Origin of the sequence: Fuerstiella sp., from assembly GCA_022447225.1 — a bacterium.
Classification (GTDB): domain Bacteria; phylum Planctomycetota; class Planctomycetia; order Planctomycetales; family Planctomycetaceae; genus S139-18.
On record JAKVAZ010000009.1, the window covers coordinates 303,235 to 321,433 of the forward strand.

General features: G+C 52.9%; 11 protein-coding genes. 4 read left to right on the forward strand and 7 right to left on the reverse strand.

Features of this window, described 5'->3' with window-relative positions:
- The first annotated feature begins 483 nt into the window (after window positions 1-483).
- A complete protein-coding gene (gene purE / locus MK110_11870) occupies window positions 484-942 on the forward strand; it encodes a 5-(carboxyamino)imidazole ribonucleotide mutase (GenBank protein ID MCH2211993.1) in 459 nt (152 codons plus the stop codon).
- 5 nt (window positions 943-947) lie between these two features.
- Here the strand turns inward: purE and MK110_11875 are convergent, their stop codons facing one another.
- Both MK110_11875 and MK110_11880 read right to left on the reverse strand, forming a co-directional pair.
- A complete protein-coding gene (locus MK110_11875; GenBank protein MCH2211994.1) occupies window positions 948-1,739 on the reverse strand; it encodes a class I SAM-dependent methyltransferase in 792 nt (263 codons plus the stop codon).
- Window positions 1,740-1,869: 130 nt separating this feature from the next.
- Window positions 1,870-3,063 carry an aldose 1-epimerase family protein gene (locus MK110_11880; protein MCH2211995.1) on the reverse strand — a complete coding sequence of 398 codons (1,194 nt, stop codon included), beginning with the start codon at window positions 3,061-3,063 and terminating at the stop codon, window positions 1,870-1,872.
- Between the two features lie 374 nt (window positions 3,064-3,437).
- Here MK110_11880 and MK110_11885 point away from each other — a divergent pair, with 374 nt between their 5' ends.
- The 3 genes from MK110_11885 to MK110_11895 all read left to right on the forward strand — a co-directional run bounded on the left by MK110_11885 (window position 3,438) and on the right by MK110_11895 (window position 9,923).
- Entirely contained in the window at window positions 3,438-5,951 is a 2,514-nt protein-coding gene (locus MK110_11885; protein MCH2211996.1) for a DUF1559 domain-containing protein, read from the forward strand.
- 28 nt (window positions 5,952-5,979) lie between these two features.
- Window positions 5,980-8,400 carry a PSD1 and planctomycete cytochrome C domain-containing protein gene (locus MK110_11890; GenBank protein ID MCH2211997.1) on the forward strand — a complete coding sequence of 807 codons (2,421 nt, stop codon included), beginning with the start codon at window positions 5,980-5,982 and terminating at the stop codon, window positions 8,398-8,400.
- An 89-nt stretch (window positions 8,401-8,489) separates the two neighbouring features.
- Window positions 8,490-9,923 (forward strand): DUF1501 domain-containing protein, encoded by a 1,434-nt coding sequence (locus MK110_11895; GenBank protein MCH2211998.1) that lies wholly within the window; start codon window positions 8,490-8,492, stop codon window positions 9,921-9,923.
- Between the two features lie 613 nt (window positions 9,924-10,536).
- Here the strand turns inward: MK110_11895 and MK110_11900 are convergent.
- The 5 genes from MK110_11900 to MK110_11920 form a co-directional block, all read right to left on the reverse strand.
- Window positions 10,537-11,037: a GNAT family N-acetyltransferase gene (locus MK110_11900; GenBank protein MCH2211999.1), complete on the reverse strand. Its 501-nt coding sequence runs from the start codon at window positions 11,035-11,037 to the stop codon at window positions 10,537-10,539.
- A 108-nt stretch (window positions 11,038-11,145) separates the two neighbouring features.
- Window positions 11,146-12,147 (reverse strand): bile acid:sodium symporter, encoded by a 1,002-nt coding sequence (locus MK110_11905; protein ID MCH2212000.1) that lies wholly within the window; start codon window positions 12,145-12,147, stop codon window positions 11,146-11,148.
- A gap of 192 nt (window positions 12,148-12,339) precedes the next feature.
- The gene (locus MK110_11910; GenBank protein MCH2212001.1) at window positions 12,340-15,141 is read right to left on the reverse strand and encodes a hypothetical protein; all 2,802 of its coding nucleotides are present in this window, start codon (window positions 15,139-15,141) and stop codon (window positions 12,340-12,342) included.
- Window positions 15,142-15,179: 38 nt separating this feature from the next.
- The gene (locus tag MK110_11915; GenBank protein ID MCH2212002.1) at window positions 15,180-17,054 is read right to left on the reverse strand and encodes an RDD family protein; all 1,875 of its coding nucleotides are present in this window, start codon (window positions 17,052-17,054) and stop codon (window positions 15,180-15,182) included.
- A gap of 284 nt (window positions 17,055-17,338) precedes the next feature.
- Window positions 17,339-18,061, reverse strand: a complete 723-nt coding sequence (locus MK110_11920; GenBank protein MCH2212003.1) for an FHA domain-containing protein — start codon at window positions 18,059-18,061, stop codon at window positions 17,339-17,341.
- Window positions 18,062-18,199 lie beyond the last annotated feature (138 nt).

The window sequence follows — 18,199 nt, forward strand, 5'->3', positions numbered from 1 at the left end:
AACTTCGAAGACTCATTCCACGATAGAGTAACTATGCCAGTTGGTCATACCACAGGAGATCCAGGGAATTGTTCAACATCCGGGAATCAGGAATCAAAATAGGTAACTCAGCGCAAGTTTTCCGGACCGAATGCTGTTACCAGCTGGACAGGACACCGCGACCATATTCGCGTTCAATTCACAGACAACGGACAATCCTGTCACCTGTGCAGGAAGACATCTACCATCGATGGCATACATACCAATGGAACTGCAGGAGACCGCCGTCGCAGGGCCGGTCGGCTTCCACGAGGACTGACCTCGTCATTTTCACCGGTGACATCAGCGAAACGATTGCAGGACGAGAATCACAATTTACAGTGTGTGTCCTGCCGTCCAACGCGGAGGAAGCGAATCCTCCCGATGCACGTTACTAACCGGAAATTCAGCAAAGACAAAGAGGAAATCACCGTGACAGACAAACAACCATTAGTCGGCGTCCTCATGGGCAGTAAATCGGACTGGGACACAATGCAGCATTGCCGCGATACCCTGCAAAAATTCGGGATTCCGCATGAGTGCCGCGTGCTGTCTGCTCACCGCACACCTGAACAAACGGCGGATTTCATCCAAAGTGGTGAAAAGAACGGAATGAAAGTGTTCATTGCCGCCGCTGGCGGGGCTGCTCATTTGGCTGGCGTTGTGGCCGCTCACACCGTCCTGCCGGTGCTTGGTGTACCAATGAATGGCTGGGCACTGGATGGAATGGATTCTCTGCTGGCGACCGTCCAGATGCCACGCGGGATTCCTGTAGGAACACTGGCAATTGGCAAGGCCGGTGCCATTAATGCAGGTTTGCTGGCAGTAAGCATCCTGAGTCTCACTGACGACAGTCTGGCGGATAAACTGCGGGACGAACGTAAAGCACAGGCAGACGCCATTCTGGCGACCACACTTGAGTGACGAACTTAGTGCTTCTGTAAAATGAAAACAACGTCTTCTGTGGTCGGGTTGATCTGGATCGGATTTGTGATGTCATAGGCAAAATCGTACTTTTCAGCAATTCTCAGCGTCGGTACTTTGCTCAACAGTGACTTGAACTGCCTGTGAGTATATGTGCGGTATTCCATGTGATCTTCGATCTGAATGTGTTTCGTGGGTGTGTAGACATCCAGGACCATGCCCAGCATTTCCATGCGGCGACGTTTGTCGACTCCTTTGGACCACATATACGAATTAATCATCAGGTGACCTCTCCGAGCGATCCAGCTTTCGTCTTGGATGCGCGCGCCTTTTGTTGGTTCCAGATGAATGCCAAGAATGTAGATACCTCCTTTGCGCAAATTTCGTGCGATGCACTCCAGGTGTGCGACGGCTGCCTGTTCGGTAGGCAGATGGCGGAAGCTGTTGATTGTGTTGAATGCCGCGTCCACCCTGCGACCGAGGCGAAATTCAGCCATATCACCTGTAAATGCAGTGCAATCGTGGCCAAAACGATCGAATCGGTCATTGCAGTAATCAATCGCTTTGGGATTCAGGTCAATGCCACTGACGGCATAGCCCGCGTTTGCGAGTTTGATCAGCAAACGTCCTGTTCCGCAGGCTGGTTCAAAAACTCGAGAGACTTTGCTTCGACAATGCTTTTGAAAACAGGCTTCAATGAAATCGAATTCGGCTTTCCAGTCGGAGCCAAACAGCAGATCGTAGTATCGCGGGTAGTCGTAGATACTGGCTTTAACTTCTTCTCTGAACTCCGACACAGCAGGCTTTCGATGCGGGCCGGCAGCCCTGGGACACGGACAGAACGTTTTACGCAAAATCGACAGGCGACAGTATGACCAATCCACACGGTGACCCGCTGGTCAGGTGTACCACGAATCGTCCCTTCGGTCATGTGGGAGACAGGTCGGCCACCGGCATCATCTCTGTGTGACAGTCGAAGTTCTTTTGCAGCTGTACAACCTCGTCGATGAAATGCTGCGTCTGATCCTGCGATTCCGCCACTTCACACTGCAGACTGAATTCGATCGAGTTGCCGGGTTGCAACGTACGTACCCGTCCCATCTCTCGCTCAAATCCCCGATTGTTCGGCAGGCTGCTGCCAGGTTCGAGTCCACAGCAATAGCCATCTTCAACAGCCTGCGTGTTCTTCCACAGCGTAAAACAGGGCAATGTTGATGTGTCGAACCGTAACGCCAAAGATGCGTGACCGTCGGGGTTCCTGAGAACCACCAGTGCCCTGCCCGAGTCATCGCTCAGCGGGGAGACGAAATAGACCTGCTCCTCAAATCCTGGAGTCGCCCCGCGGAAGGTTGCCCAGCGGTCAATTCCTTCCGATGCGCGTGAATCACGAGGAGTCACACGGCTCGCAGCAACATGAACGGACGCCCCCTCACCGAGCAGCGGAGTTCCAAAATTGCAATGATACAGTAATTCAACTTCAGCCGGTGTCCCACCAAGATTGGTAACTGTATCCCGAATGGAGAATTGTGAGGAACCTGCCTGGGTAGACAAAACGGAAGTGAGCCTCAACCTGTCTCCAAACACGCTCGTTTCGTCGACGACTCCGATAATACTGATGAGCCCGTCTGTGTCGACTTCGACAGAGACCCGGTGTGCCGGAATATTTGCGATTCGACCGTGCAGCGTCAGTAGCTGCTCGCAAACAACGGTTCCATGCTCATCATACTGCGTATCGGTCCCGGGAGCTCCATGCCATCCCAATCCACAACGGCAAATCAGCTCATTAAAGCCATCGAGCCATCCAATACCGCCACTGCGGGACTGATCGACAAACGAAGGATGCACCGGAGTCGTGACAGGTGAATTCCACTGGAGTGGAAGCAATCCACATTTTCCCTTCCAGACTCCCATACCGCGTGTCGGCAGAACGTATAGCTGCAGGTGTCCATTGTTCAATTGAACCAGATCAATTCCGTCAGATAGACCTCCGTGCATTCGATTCAGGCTGACACTCCAGTCATGATCAGCCAGCCTCCCGTTACTCGAATCTGTATCAATGACCGCATCATCAGCGTAGATTCCTTCTCCAACGTCAAGGAGTGTCACGGTGTAGACTGTCATTTGAAAACTTCCGATTGACGGGGTCTGATCTGCTGAATTCTACGGTGTTGGTTGGAAGCTGCAACAACGGCGATGGAACTCACCCCACTGTGAATACCTGATGCAACCTGTCAAGGACGAATATAGCTGCCTGGTTTCCACGGCCCCCTCAAACAGGAATTCCTGGGTGTGCGGCCGGCGAAATGGTTCGCGTTCTGAATTCGGCCAGACGATGTTCGGACGTTTTATCTCCGTGTGTATCCTGCAGACAGAGCGATGTCCTGCCAAGTTGCACGTTCCATACTTGCCCGGAACTCTGATTCGTGGGACGATCATCAGGTTCTGTTTGAAATCACCTGCCAGTTCACTCCAGGCCAGCATCCAGGGGCTAATCGATGAAGAATTTGCTGTTGTTTGTAATGGTTACCTTCATGGCCGGTGCAGGCTGTTGGTATGCCATGGCCACACAGCAACCGAGGAGTGCACCAGTTGCGCCTTCCAGTATTGTGCCAAAGAATACGGTCCTGTTCCTTCAGTTCGACGGTGTGAATACACACCTGCCGGCGATCAAACAAACGGCCAAATGGCATGCTTTTGAAGAATCCGGACTTCGAGCACGAGTGTTCGATATCGCGGAAGTTGCGGCATCCCTCGGTGGTCCAAGTGCTGCGACTCTGGCGGGAAAGGCACTGGACAATTTCCATCAATACGGAATGTCACTCGGAATCGCAATGACCTCAGAGGACCAACCGTCGGTTCTGAGTCCCTACGGTGTGCTGGTACTCCACGGTGCCGCGGAACTCAAACACGACCTGATCTCCATGTTGTCCGAACTGGGCAAATCGATGCGCCTCGACATTAAGACCTATTCAAAATCGGGTCGTCCGATTTCGATTGCGATGCCTTCAAGGACACCACTGCCGGGCATGGAACTCGCTCTGTGGGAAGAAGAAGAGCATTTGGTCGTCGCGGCAGGAATCAACGCATCAGATCGAGTCATTGCCATACTCGAAGGGACCGCGCCGAGTGTTGTAGAGAATGATCTCTTTGCCTCAATTCGCGCAGAGAACGTATTCACGGTCAGTCAGCTCGGATGGTTTGATCTGCAAACGCTGGTGAAAAGTCTGGAGACACTTCCACTGCCACTTTTACCAAACGGACAGCAGACAGAGATCCACAAAATTCTGGAGGTACTCGGCCTGGTGAATCTGCAGGCGATCACAATGAGTTCCGGATACCATGGTAAAGCGACGTGGGATCGTGTGAATGTGATCGCACCGGAGCCCCGCAAAGGTCTCCTTGCACTCATAAATCAACGCAAGATGACAATCGAAGAACTTCCGCCACTGCCAGCGAATGCCGATACATTTTTTGCCACAACGTTCAATATCGCTGAAGCAGTCGATATCACGATTGACACGGTGCGCCGTGGGCTGTCCCTGATGAAACCGCAGGGCCTTAATCAATTCGACCAGGGACTGGAAGGGTTCAATCAGTTACTCGGTGCACCACGAGATGTGCTGTCATCCGGACTCGGCGACGTATTCTGCGTGTATTCCGAACCGGGTATGTTGCCGTTGGGCATTTCACCGGTGCTGACCGCCAGTGTCAGAGATCGCGAGGCCCTCACACGTTCGCTCGATATGTTGTCACAGATACCTCGGGCCGTTCCGAACCTGGAGGGACTGAGAGTCCGGAAGCAGGATAAAGAGTACGGGACGGTGTACTCGGTCGTCATTCCCAACGTTCCGCTGGCACCAACGATATTGGTGTCGAATGACTGGTTCCTTGCCAGCATGACTCCGGGAGCGGTTCAGGCTCATATCAAACGCCGAACAGGACGCCTGGCGTCCTGGAAACCAGGCCCCGAACATCAACAGGCCATGTCAGACCTCCCGGCTGATTTCTGGTCGATTCTGGTTATGGACCCGAGACCCGAATACACGCAGCTGATGAGTTTTGTCCCGATGGGCCTCAGATTTCTGGAGACGACTCTACTGCCCGCACTGTCGGAACGGTCTGGCGTTCCAGTAACGATGCCGTTTGACATGGACAATATGCCGGTTCCGGAAGAAATCACCGAACCAATGTTTCCGAATGTGAACGTTGGCTTTACAAATTCATCCGGAGCAACATTATTGTCCCGCAATTCGGTACCTGCGACACCGTTCGGAAGCGTGGGATCAACAGCGGTCGTGCCCATTATGGCAGCCCTCCTGCTGCCAGCTGTTCAACAGGCACGCGAGGCAGCTCGCCGCACTCAGTCGAAAAACAATCTCAGACAATTGGCACTCGGGATGCACAACTATCACGATGCTTACGGAGCTTTTCCTGCTGGTACCGTCAAAAATGAACGGCTGGCCCCTGAGGAACGTCTTGGATGGGCCGTCTCGATTCTGCCGTTCATCGAGGCCTTGAATGCCTATCGACGGGTCGATATGAAAGCGGGATGGAATGATCAGGACGACGTTGTTTCCCAACTGACTCTTTCTGTTTATCGCAATCCAAGTATGCCTCGGGACGAAAGCCCTGCCGGAGACCTCGACTATCTGGGTGTCGCCGGAATCGGCCCGAACGCAGCGTCACTTAAGAATCACGATCCGAATGCCGGAATCTTCGGTTACAACCGCAGGACTCGCATTCGAGACATCACCGACGGAACGTCACATACGATGATGATCGCGGATTCCGTCAAACCGAATCCATACACCCAAGGCCATCTTACCATTCGCGGTTTTTCAGAAAAGCCGTACATCAACGGTCCTGACGGAATCGGATCATCGCATTCAGGAGGAATGCAGGCGGCCTTCGCAGATGGCTCCGTTCGTTTCATATCGGAATCGATTGATCCGACTGTGCTGGAAGCTTTGGCAACCAAAGCCGGCGGAGAAGTCGTGGGACAGTTTTAGAACCGATGTTACTGCCGGGACCAGGGAATTGAATGCTGCACCAATGGAATACGTTTCGAAAACAGAAGCGACTCAGTTCCTGATCGCTGTTGCGGCGTTCGTCTGTTGCCTGGCACCAGGTCCCGCGGAATCTGCGGAGACTCTGAACTTCAGTCGAGACGTTCGCCCATTACTGTCGGATCACTGTTTTTCCTGTCATGGGCCGGATGAGGAACAGCGAATGGCCGATCTGCGTCTGGATCAGTCTGAAGATTATTTTAAAGATCGTAACGGTCATCAGGTGTTGGATCCGGAGGATCCGACTCGCAGTACATTGCTGGAAAGAATCACAGCAAAAGACCCGGACGTCCGCATGCCGCCGCCCGATGCCAACAAGCCACTCTCCGAGGCAGAGACCGACATATTGCGACGCTGGATTATGTCCGGTGCACCAATGACCGAGCACTGGGCCTTTGTGCCACCAAAGAGACATGAAACTCCCGTTCCAAGCGACCGCGACTGGCCTGAAGGATGGATCGATGATTTTATTCTCCATCGACTGGAGTCTGAAGGCATTGGACCGTCTGCCGATGCCGATGTCGTGACCTTGATGCGAAGAATACATTTCGATCTCACCGGACTGCCACCCTCACCTGAAATCGTCAATCAGTATGCTGCGAAGCCCGGGCCGGAAGCCTACGAGCAGATTGTTGACGAACTGTTGGAATCCGACGCATCTGCCGAACGACTTGCCGTCTACTGGCTGGATCTCGTCCGCTATGCGGACACCGTAGGCTATCATGGCGATCAGGATCATCCGATCTCACCGTACAGAGACTGGGTGATTGATGCGTTTGCTTCCAACATGCCGTTTGATCAGTTTACCAGGGAACAACTGGCAGGTGACCTGATTCCCGGTTCGACCACCGACCAAAAAATCGCATCCGGCTACAACCGACTCCTGCAGACTTCGCACGAAGGTGGAGTCCAGCCTGAAGAATACCTGTCAATTTATGCGGCAGATCGAATTCGTAATTTGTCAGCCGTGTGGATGGGCGCCACGGTTGGTTGCGCACAATGCCACGACCACAAGTACGATCCGTACAAGACTCGGGATTTCTATTCTCTGGTGGCTTTTTTCGCTGACCTCGATGAGGACCAGCACTTTCATGACGGTAACAACCGCTTACCAACAAAGCGTGCTCCGGAACTCGTCGTCCTGTCAAAGCGGGAACGCAGCCGACTGGCTGCACTTGAAGAGAACTTGCGTCAGGTCGAATCTCAACTCGTCAGCCACAGGAATGATCGAAGGCTGTTGGATTTAAAACAGAGACATTCGAAGTCGATCAGACAATTGAACGAGTCTAAACGTCGTACGATGATCAGCCTTGCAAAAGAACCTCGAACAATTCGCGTCCTGCCGCGAGGGAACTGGCTGGACGACACTGGTGAAATCGTTGACCCGGCCGTTCCGGAATTTTTGGGAACGGTTAACTCTGCTGCAGGCAATCGGGCGACGCGACTGGACCTGGCTAACTGGCTCACGGATCCTGCACAGGGCACTGGTCAGCTGACAGCACGAGTGTTCGTCAATCGATTCTGGCATCTGCTGTTTGGACGGGGACTGGCCGCATCACTGGACGACTTTGGAGGCCAGGGAACACCCCCGGACCACCCTGAACTGCTGGACAGGCTGGCGTTTGAATTTGTTGACAGCAAATGGGATGTCAGACACATGCTGAAGCAGATCGTGATGAGTCATACCTATCGGCAATCTTCAAAATGGACGTCACTGTTGCAGCAGCGGGACCCGGAAAATCGGCTACTCGCTCGACAAGCCTCCATGCGACTGCCCGCTGAAATGATTCGTGACAATGCGCTGTACGTTGCAGGATTGCTTGTGCGTGATGTGGGTGGACCAAGTGCTCGTCCCTATCAGCCGGACGGATACTATCGACATCTGAATTTTCCAAAGCGCACCTACTCACATCACGATGATGAACGCCAGTGGAGACGTGGCGTATACGTTCACTGGCAACGGCAGTTTCTGCATCCAATGCTTAAGGCATTCGATGCACCCAGCAGAGAAGAATGCACTGCTCAACGGCCCAAAAGTAATACTCCGTTAGCCGCGCTCACACTACTAAACGACCCGACGTTTGTTGAAGCAGCTGGCGCATTTGCAACCAGAATACTGATTGAGAATCCAACATCCAACACCTCGGATCGTTTGCGATTTGCAATGCTCAATGCGTTAAACCGCGCACCGGATACCACGGAAATCCAGCTACTTACCGAACTGCTGAAGCAGTCTCAGAATTCCTTTCGGCAGTCGGGCAATCGGGCAGATCAGTTGATCTCTGCCGGGCTCAGCCTGCCACCACCGGACATCGACGCAAAAGAACTGGCTGCATGGACGATGGTCGCACGTGCCATTCTGAATCTCGATGAATTGATTACTCGAAACTGAACCTCAAACACAGTCTGATTCGCATGTCGGCAGGTGGGCTCCGCATGAAATCAGGCGATTGACGTTTTGAATCCACCACAATGAAACGAATGACACCACATTCGGCGTTCGCGACACAGGTCCGGCGTCGTACATTTCTGGGCCGATCAGGCATCAGCGTCGGCGGTGCAGCGTTGGCCGCTCTGGAGACAGCAGACGGCAGATCTCCCGTTACAACATTAAATTCCGGACTGCCGGAGATGCCTCAATTGTTGCCAAAAGCCAAGAGAGTCATCTTTCTGTGTATGGCAGGCGGACCGTCACATCTGGAAACATTCGATCACAAACCGAAACTGGCATCAATGGATGGCCAGCCCATGCCATCGTCGTTCACGGATGGACAACCGATCGCACAGTTACAGGGCAAGGAACTCAGGTGCCAGGGCCCGCTGACTCGATTCAAACCCTGTGGCAGTAACGGCATCATGATCAGCAACTTCCTGCCATGGCATCAAAAAATGGCGGACGACATTTGTGTGGTCCGTTCCATGGTGACCGAGCAGATCAATCATGACCCTGCTCACACTTTCATGAACACCGGGACTGCAATCAGTGGCCGACCGTCGATGGGATCATGGATAAACTACGGACTCGGCAGTGAATCACAGAATCTGCCAGGTTTTGTGGTGATGACAAGTGTTGGTGGCCGAAATCCTCAACCTATTGCCTCCCGTCAGTGGTCCAGTGGTTTTCTTCCGGGTCGGTACCAGGGAATTGAATTCAATGCTACCGGTACTCCGGTACACTATCTGGACTCGCCAGCGGGAGTGACGGTCGACAGCCAGCGATCACTGATCGACACCGTTCGAAAAATGAACCGGTATCACAGTCGGCAGAACAGGAATCCGGCAGTAGAAACTCGAATTGCAGCCTATGAAATGGCCTTTCGGATGCAGATGTCGGTGCCGGAACTTCTGGATATGTCGAGTGAGCCACAACATATTCTTGACCTGTACGGTGCCACACCCGGAGATGGTTCTTATGCGTCCAATTGTCTGCTGGCAAGAAGGCTTGCGGAAAGAGGTGTTCGCTTCATTCACCTGTATCACCGTGGCTGGGACCACCATGGAGGATTGGTGAAATACATGAATACCTGTTGCGGGCTGACCGATCGACCCACATGGGCTCTGGTCCAGGATCTCCGTCAACGAGGAATGCTGGAAGATACGCTGATCATCTGGGGCGGAGAATTTGGTCGCACTCCGATGTTCCAGGGAAAAGGCGGCGCGGGACGAGATCACCACATCAAGGGATTCTCCATGTGGATGGCGGGTGGTGGAATCAAACGCGGCATCACCTACGGCAACACAGATGAGCTGGGATACAATTCCGTGGAGAACATCGTTCATGTCCGTGACCTGCATGCCACCATGCTTCACCTGCTCGGAATTGATCACAACCGTTTTTCAGTGAAATATCAAGGTCTGGACATGCGGTTAACGGGAGTCGAAAATGCTGGTGTGGTGAAGGGGATTCTGCGCTGACTTCCGGCGAACATGTGGCAAACAAATGTCCATAAAAACACCCTCGTCAGACCAAACGTAACACGTAAACGAAGCGTAATTTTTTATGCGTCTGCTCGACATCATCGGCCACTGCCGGACAATGTTAGAGTTCATGTACCTTTGAACTCAAAGCAGAATTTGAGGCGACTCTCATTCTGTTCACCAACCGCGGCACCGTCGCAGGTACGGACCCGCACAACAACTGTCGACAGCATCACATTGCCAATCCAACGCAACTGAGAGCCGATCCTCCTCTCGGAAAACATTAATGTGCGGAACAGGTCCCGTAGTCCGCGGTCGACTGCGTGCGGCCTCACTGAAACAGTTTCATACACCTCGTCTACGGGATCAGCTGATTGTCCTGCCACAGCACATGCCGTTGCTGCATTGTATCAACGATGAATTGACGGCCGAAGAAACCACCGGGCCGGTTTCTCGGCCTCATTACTGAAAGCCAACCGGAGATCCCAATGCACGATCTGAAACGAAGGATCCTTTTGGCGAACGAATTTTGAGCGAAAACTATGTTCACATTCGAAGTTCTCCGACTGGACGGTCTGCATGTGGTCACGGACACCGTCGAAGTAAATGTTCAGGTATTAGTTTTAGAGTCACAACTCAGCGGCACCATCTCCAGGATCCGATACCCTGCGTCGTCAAAGCCCATTTTCCTGTACGCCTCATTAGCAACTGCATTTTTTTGTTCCACATACAATCGCAGACCGACAGCCTTTCCATCAGCATTGGCAGTATCCAGGGCACAACTCAGCAAACGGCTAAATACTGCCTGACAGCGAAACTCCCGCTGCACATAAACACTTTGAAGCCATAGCATCCAGCCGTTGCGCCAGTCACTCCATTCACGAGTGAGCATGAGCTGCCCGATGACTGAACCTTCGATTTCAGCAACAAAGTACTGGGCTTCCGGAAACAGTCGCATTCCCCGGGACACTCCTGCACGAAGCGTCTCCCGATCCAACGTCTTCTCTTCGGTTTCTTCAGCAAGACGCAGATTGAAACAGACGATCGATTCCAGATCTCCTAAATCTGCTCTGCGAAAACGGAAGACAGCTGCAGAATCCGGGTCCGACATACATTGCATTTCTTTGTAAAGGCTGGGGAAAAGCCGTTACCGAAAGTCACGCGGTGCGTCCACCTGCACTTCTTCACCCACACCCCAAACAACCTGCCGGTCAAGCGGTCACTCCACAGAATCTGTTCTTTCACCACGTTGCTGCAGTCGGCCGGCAATCCAAGTGTCTATGAACAGCTGTGAACCGTGAAACAGCAACATTGGAATGATCGAAAACGGCATTCCGGTTGCCTCCGACACCAGCAGGCCAACCGGAAGTGTCTTCTGACTGCCGGCCAGTACAATCGCCCGCCGATCACCCTCCGCGAACCCGAAGAGTCCGCTAAAGAGCCAGCCGGCACCGGCCGCCGCCAGATGCAGGACGATACAACTGCCCCAGACAATCAGCAAGGCCTGATGGGGCAGGGCACCGCTCCCTCCGAAGTCAATTTTCTGGCCTCCCTTGAATGAAGAAATAAAGACCAGCGAAAGGATGATCACCTGTGCAGAGCCGCTGATCATAGTCCTTTTGCGATCAACCCAGCTCCTGACGGTTCGGTCAGTCCGAACGACCTGCCCCAACAGTGCCGGCAGCAGTGCACCAAAGATCAGCAGAAGCATCATTCCGCCAAAAGACACCGTATCCGATGTGTCTGCAGTCCCAAACATGACCCGCCCCACTTCCATCCACACTGGTATGAGCAAAAAGCAGAATCCATTTGTCACCAGTGTTACAAGCAGGGAGACGGCATCATTGCCTTCCGCTTTACGGGTCCAGACAGAGGCAGCAGCCATGGTACAGGGGACACAGGCAGCAATTAACAGTCCCACTTTAAAATCGGGGGTCTGCTGCAGAGTCAACATGGGGAGACACAACAGCGGGACAAACAGCATATTAATGGAACAGGCTGTAATCACGGGGTACGGTCGGCGCAAAGACTGCATCAGCTTGCCGGTATCCAGTGTGACCGACATCAGAAACAGAATTGCCCCGGTGCATGCGGATGTGGGCAGATTCTCAATCAGCGTGGCCAGCCCGGGAATCAAATCGTGATGCCCCAGAACAATCCCCAACGGAATAAGTATCAGCAGCCAAACCAGAAACCAGTGCCGTTGAAAGAATGAAATCATCAAGTGGTTTCTGCAGCAAGGTTAAGCTTTTGGAGGGCACACAACGGACGAACCACTACCGAACAGCCCCGGGGAATATCAGAGCCGTTTTTCAGAACCCGCATCGGGATGCACAGAACAGTGATTCGGCAGCACAATTAATTTAAACAAACCCGTGATTCATACCATCACACTTTAGTCAAACCGGGATCATCACCGACTGGTCGACACTGTCTCGCCGGATGTTGCCCGAGGCAGAATCTCCAGCGCAACCGGCAGCGACGTGATCCCGTCAATGTTTGATTTCAGAAAGAAACGATGCTGCCCAGGCGAGACAACCGGAGAGGCCGCGATAAAGAACTCACGTTCGTTTGTACCGGCAGGAATCAACAGGCCACTGAGTCCGGTGTTCGCAATGTAAACTCCGTATGGCAGGCCCCGGCCTGCATCTTCTTTGCCAAAAGAAACAATACCGTCTGTTTCCGCACGCTCAAGGTGGATGAATGCACGGATGGTCTCCCCTGGCCGAATTTGCAACTGCATGAAGGAGTTTTCAGACGTACGTCGACCACTCTCTGATTCAACATGAACGAAAATTTTAGATGAATCCAGGAGTTTGAGTTCATCAAGACCGGTAAGCGTCTGTGTCACCTCCTCGTCGTGAATCTTTGCGGTCGCTATGAACCGAATCGCTTTCAGCTGATCGGCGGTCGGCATCGTGGCCCCCCGCCTGGCAAACAGACTGACACGGGCTCTGAGCTGATTTTCTTCGATAACGGCTGGTCCGGACAGGGCAAACCCCGGTGGCAAATCATATCCTCGAATCGTGATCGCCCCGGAAAACCCCTCAACTCTCTCTGCGTTGAACTCCAGTTCTCTCCCGGTACCGGCAGCCAGTTCCAGTTTACGCGTGTTGAGAGTAACATGAAAATCGGGTTGCGGTGAACGGATTTCCAGTTGGTAGGAATAGTCCGCTCCCTGGAAACCACGTGCATCCGTCACACGAGCAGTCCACTGACCATCGACCGGCGCCGTAAAGAACAACCGTGAATCGCTGCCTTTCACACGCTGCGAATCGTCGTCGTTTCGGTAGTAGATCGGAAAGACCGGAAGGCCGTTGGGAGTGATCTCCGACCGGGGGTCTCGAGGGACAACAATATAGCAGGGCGCCAGCAACGCATGAGAAGTGGGCGTGGTATCAAACCAACTGTGTCTCGCTCCAAATCCTGGATAAACACGGAAACCGGAATCGGGCCCTCGTGGATAGTGCCATAGACGAACAACCTCGCCATTGGCATACAAAAACTCGTTTAATTCCATTTCCTGCCAGTAAAACAATCGAAAATCGTTGGAAGTATCCGAATCTTTTCCTCGAAAAGTAAACCAGGAATCCCGCAGTGCCTGAAGATTTGTTCGCAGGACCGGCTGTCCGGACGCACTCAGAACTTCGACCACTGAATCCAGTGGAGAATCATTGCCAGCGGCAGTAACGTCCAGCAAAACGGCTTGACCGGCCTTGGCTGAAAACCGAAAACAATCGCTGTCGGCATCTCCTTCCCGATCGATGGTTCCCCGAACCCGAACCGGCAGTGTAACCGGTTGTGCATTATCAGCCGTATCGTTGGCTTCCACCTCCTGAATCTCCACAGGTTCCCTTGGCACATCCATCACGGACAACGCAACAGTCTGCCGATTGACCTCAGATGAAGCAGGAGCGGAGTCCGGTACCGAATACAGCTTCCACGAACCGTCAATCCGAGTGATCAGAAGTTGCTGATCACTCAGAAACGTCACCGACGTCACCAAGCTATCCTGTTCCGGAAAAGTCGCCAGCTGCGTAAACGGATGAAGTGACCAGAGCCGCAGGGACCCGTCTTCGGCCGCTGTAACAAGTCGATCACCGCTGTTGGACAGTGTCAGCGAAGTAATCGTCTGTTCGTGTCCGAATGTTGAACTTTGCAGTGGATTGATTCGTACCGTATTCAGCGAAACCAGTGACCAAACACGAATACGATTGTCTGCCCCCGCTGCCACGATTCGTCGACCATCCGGAGTAACGGCCACACAATATTGTTCCGACTGCGGCTGGCTCAGCGTATCCATCCGTTCGCCGGACTGAACATTCCACACCTTGACAGTGGCATCCGCACTCGCACTACACAACACCTGTCCGGAAGGATCGAAACTCAAGTCGAACACACTGCCATTGTGGCCAGTCAGAGTCCGCAGCACTGTGCCGGTTTCCACATCGTGAATCAGAATCCGCCGATCATATCCAGCGGTTGCCAGTCGGGAGTTCCCGGCATCAAGTACAGCAGAATACACGGCATCCGCATGTCCCGAAAATCGACGAATGACCTGACCGTCTTCCGCCCCCAGCAGAACGGCCTGCCCATCCACGCCCGGTGTCCCGCAGGCAGCAACGACCCACCGACCGTCGGAAGAGATATTAAGTCGCGTGACCTTTCCGAACTCCCCGAGAGTCGTCCAGACAGATGTATGGTCGGCGGGATTGATTCGTTCAATCCGGTTGATTCCGCCAAGACACACTTCATTGTTCGTAATTCTGACCGACGAAAGAACCGGCTTTGAGTACCGGCTTGCACTAATCTGGGGAACAGACGGCTTTGCAATCGATGTCGACAGCGGTGCCCCCTTCAATACCCACTGTTTCAAAGCCTCACGTTCCTGCGATGAAGGCTGAGCTTCCTCTGCCGGTGGCATCGAGAGATCTGCATCCAGCGTAAGGACCATCAGCAGGCGACTGTTGTTGATATCAGCTTTGTCCAGCAGACTCCCGTGTTCCGAACCCTCCTGGATCATCTCCGCCGAAAGCAGAGACACGCCCCCCTGACGATCGACATTGTTATGACATCCAATGCAGTAGGTTCGGAGCAACTGAGCAATATCGTCAGCTCCCGTCTCGGACGGAATACCGGCAATCAAAACCAGCAGGGCCAGCACTTCAATCAAAATTCGCCGGCAGGGTCGTGCACTCAGTTTCCTAATCAACATTGTCGCTACCTTTTATTACACAACACCGCACATTCTCACTAAGCATCCTGGCCTTCACCACGCCAGACCACCTTGGTTTTGCAGATCACATCCTGCAGAGATCGTCTTCCAGGGTGAAACGCACACATGACAAATCCGGCAAACAAACACAGGACGGTCAACACGGAACAAAGTGTCCGGCTGAAAGCTTTCTTAACCGTCAGCGGTTTATCATCCTTTGTGAGTACGATCAGTCCCACTGCGATCTTTCCTAGTGTGCCGCGATTCTGCCCCGACTCCCAGGTTGAAAAATAGATTGCCCAAAGAATTGCTGTAAGTGTCCCCGCTACCACCCACGAACCGACTGACACGGCAGACTCTGAAAAATTGTACAGAAACCCAAACACTTTGATCACCAGCGGACCGATCACCGCCGAAACGCCTGCCATGACGCCAAGCAGAATCGTGTCGATCAGGAATGACAAAAATCGCGGACCAAAGCCCGCCGGTTCCAGCTCGACCTGTTCGTTAATCAGTGACAGATCCGGCCTGAAGTAATAACCAAACAGTCCATAGATTCTCATCATAAAAACTGTCGGACACGCCAAAACCCCAAATAAAATGATCGACCCCATGAATGCAGTTGCAGCCAGCAGCGGCAGGCGAAAAAACGCAAACGTCTTAAATTCAGCTCCGCCTGACGGGTCATACTGCATCAGTGAGGACAGAATCGGAATCTCTACTTGATTCGTATACGCGTATGCAACAGAGTCCTTGAAGACGATCATCAGAATACAGCAGGTAAGCGGCGTGATCAGGACAAACCCAAACATCAGCACACTCACGTACAACGACGGCAGCAAAGTCTTTACAAAGTCCAGCGATACCCAGTTCAGCAACCAGCCACGGTATGTGTAGGTCTGTGTCATGTGAACGAGTGCCGATGGCAGAAACAGAAATAACGGGACCAGGTAAATACAGACCCAGGCAATGCCGACTGCAACCAAATTGCCCGTCAGAAACTGAATCACAAAAGGAATCGCGGCAAACGGCCAAAACAGAACAAGGGGCCAGAAAATTGACCTAAACCCCATTGCCATCGATGCAAACATATCAGTGTGGAATCTCTTGATCTTGTCTTGTCGGCTCATTGTTGTCCGGACTACCTGCACCGCCAAAGTCCACACCCAGCCTCCAAATCCGAGAACAGATACAAGAAAGATAATCCCCCAAAAAACTGATGGTGGCGACTGCATTGCCCCAACTCTGGGTCCGGGAAACGTCAACGTTCCGTCCGCATAAACACTTGATTTTGTGAACCGGGTACCGTCGTAGTTGGCAACGCCGTCTTCCAAATTTTCACGAAGGTCAATCAGAACGCGTTCTTCCGTTATATCGATCATGCCTTTGCCTGAGTAACGAAGTTCCTCAGCACGACCATCGATGTACCAGCTCAATGTAAACAATGCACACAGCGCCATTGTTGCAGTAACGGACCAGATGACGGCACTACTCAGAATCCAGCTGCGGTTTTCCCAGGTAAACTTCCAGGCGTTCCCCCATACGTCACCATAAAACTCTTCGGGTGGTGGCCCTTTACGCTCACGACGCAGTCGCTCACGTTCACTCAACACACCGGTCTCAATGTGGACCCCGCAATTTGAGCAAATGGTGTCTTCGTCGCTGACAACATTCGCACAGGACGGGCAGATTTTCTGTTTACGGTCTTCAACCGCTTTGAGATCAATCCCGCCAAACAGATTATCCGAACTGAATGATGCCTGTCGGCGTTTTTTCTTTTCCGGTGACTTTGACTGGCCGTTACCAACCTCGACGCGGCCTCCACACTCACGACAATTAATGGCTCGACCTCGGGCTTTGTCGGAAACGGCCAGCACAGCCTGGCAGTGCTTACATCGAACCTTGATCGGCATAGATATTCTCACTTGATTCCGTGTTTTTCGCCTCAACGACGAATCTCGAAATCTCCCCGACGGTCAACAATAAAAGACGAATCGACAAGCCCCGCGGATCACCGAAACGCCAAGGACCGTTCTGTCGCACCCACCAAACACCATATCGGGATCATAGTCTTTTACACATCGTGAACAGGCAATCGCAGACAGACTCGCACAGCAACTTTGATTATTGCGGGTGTCGTGGTTGATTTCATGCTCCGTGCTCAATCTCAGTCACGTTCGACATAAATTTCAGTTTCTCAAATATCCGGCCCGGGTTCAGGAGGTTCCCCCGCATCCGTGTCCGGATTGACGATCTGCTTCAGCCAGACCGAAAGATCTCGCTGCAAAAAGAGGACATTTTGCCAGCGGTCCCACGGGACCTCGATCAGAGCATCAAGCTCGGATTCGTCCGGCTCATGACCGCCGAACGTCAGGTCACTGAGTCGTTCGTGAATGTAGGTCAGCACATCTGCCAGTCTGGCGGTCTGTCCCACATTCAGCAGATCGGGTACCGGAGGAAGCCCGTCGGGGAACAACGGAAGGTGCAATTGTTCTCCGGTGACCTCAGCTTCAGCCACCAGATCAAAAGACGATGAACCGGCTGACCTCGGGTTCTGTTCCGGATGCTTGAGCGGAGAAAGTGCCGCAACACGTACTCCCATCACCCGGGCATGTTCCGCGATCTGATGATCACTGCCGTACAACAGGGTGCATCGACCAATTTGCAGATGATCTCCCGGACGCAGCACCCGAAGTTGAACCGGATGGCCGTTGACTCGACTACCGTTAGTACTGTTAAGATCAGTCAGGATCACCTGACCTCGATCTTCCTGAATCTTGGCGTGAATACGACTCACGCGTTCATCATTCAACTGTATCTCGTTGTCCTCTTCACGACCAATCGTGATCGGAGGTATCAGTTGATCAAAGACATGCCCGCGTTCCAGACCTTCAATGACAGACAGAGTGACGGGTACCATCCGGTTCAATCCAGTAATCGTGACAAATTGTCTACCCGAACGTTAATCGCCCCCTCCCACCGATTGTGGCTGCCAGTCAGGAAAGGGGCAAAACGCAACACTCTATCTTCTCAGGAATATCCGCAGCCGGACAACTCA